Origin of the sequence: Alkalimonas sp. NCh-2 (assembly GCF_039631345.1) — a bacterium.
Lineage (GTDB): Bacteria > Pseudomonadota > Gammaproteobacteria > Enterobacterales > Alteromonadaceae > Alkalimonas > Alkalimonas mucilaginosa.
Window position 1 is genome coordinate 1 of the sequence record NZ_JBDIUV010000013.1, and the last position, 1,172, is coordinate 1,172.

Below are 1,172 nucleotides of genomic sequence, written 5' to 3' on the forward strand. Positions count from 1 at the left end.
GCTGCCCGTCTACCAGCATCGCCAGCGGCTCGCCTTCCAGGTAAATGTATTCTTTAGCGACCGTTCCATCGGCGGCTATTTCCGCCACCAGCAAGTTGTCCTGATTGTAGAGGTAATAACGGCTTTGGCCATCCGCTATTTTTTCAGCGCGCTGCCGAAATGGTGGACAACTGGTTTAGTTTTTTGACAAAATGATAAAAGACTCACCGTCATACGCCCCTAAAACTATCTCCTGAACTTTCATACTACTATCATTTATTTCAATTTGATCACCTAGAAATTCATGTGCATCCGCCGATGGCAAGGCAATGGCACAAACAAAGTGCCAACTAACTTTCGATGCATATATTATCTTTATTAAATCATTGACGGTCCGAGTGTTATATTTACATGCAACATGGAACACCCCCCGCTCTCTAAATACCGCAAATTCTCTAAAATCTTCAACATCGGAAGCTGAAGCCATAACATCATCAAATATACAAAATAACCCACCTGCATTTATTTTTTCAAACAAGTACTCAGCCAACCATGACGTAACATCACTAGATGATATGGTCTCTGCCTTTTCGAAGTCATGCTGCAAATCAATAATGCCACCTTCTGCAATTTTTTCAGCCTTATCCTGACATACAAAAGCAGGCAAGATAGCGTAACATTGTGGGAAACTACCCCTTAAAAAAACTCTTGCAAACTCACATACATCATTGTTGTATGACAACATATCCACAACATAATCTTTCACATTACTATTTAGCTTAATTTTTTGCATAGTTATTTTCCTTTCGGCACAGTCGAACCATCAGGATAAATTCTCCAGCCTGGGCCCTTTCTATCATTAAAGTCCCAATGAGGACCAATAGGTGCTCCATGGCCTAAATCTGGATGAAGACTGTGCGGCCCATTTGGATTTTTATACCCTCCATGCGCACCTCCTTGAGGAGGTTTCCCCTTCCATGGCCATTCAACACCATCAGAACCGACAGGGTTTTGTTCAGGATTATCGAAATCAAAATCAGGTACATCGCTTGGACAATTTTTTGGTTCACTCGACATCACGGCTATAGCAAGCGCACCTGCCCCCACTACAGCACCTGTACCCCAAAAACCTAAGCCGCCGACGGCTGTCCAACCTGCTGCAGTTGCACCGCCGCCGCCAACAAAAACCGGAA

General features: G+C 43.8%; 3 protein-coding genes. 1 reads left to right on the top strand and 2 read right to left on the bottom strand.

Annotated elements, in window-relative coordinates; all coding sequences use genetic code 11:
* A partial coding sequence (locus ABC502_RS18580) for a hypothetical protein (protein WP_345916925.1) occupies positions 1-187 on the top strand: 187 nt, incomplete at its 5' end.
* Here the strand turns inward: ABC502_RS18580 and ABC502_RS18585 are convergent.
* A complete protein-coding gene (locus ABC502_RS18585; protein ID WP_345916926.1) occupies positions 176-772 on the bottom strand; it encodes a hypothetical protein in 597 nt (198 codons plus the stop codon). The genes ABC502_RS18580 and ABC502_RS18585 overlap by 12 nt on opposite strands.
* 2 nt (positions 773-774) lie before the next feature.
* The coding region (locus tag ABC502_RS18590) for a polymorphic toxin type 37 domain-containing protein (RefSeq protein WP_345916927.1) at positions 775-1,172 on the bottom strand (398 nt) is incomplete at its 5' end.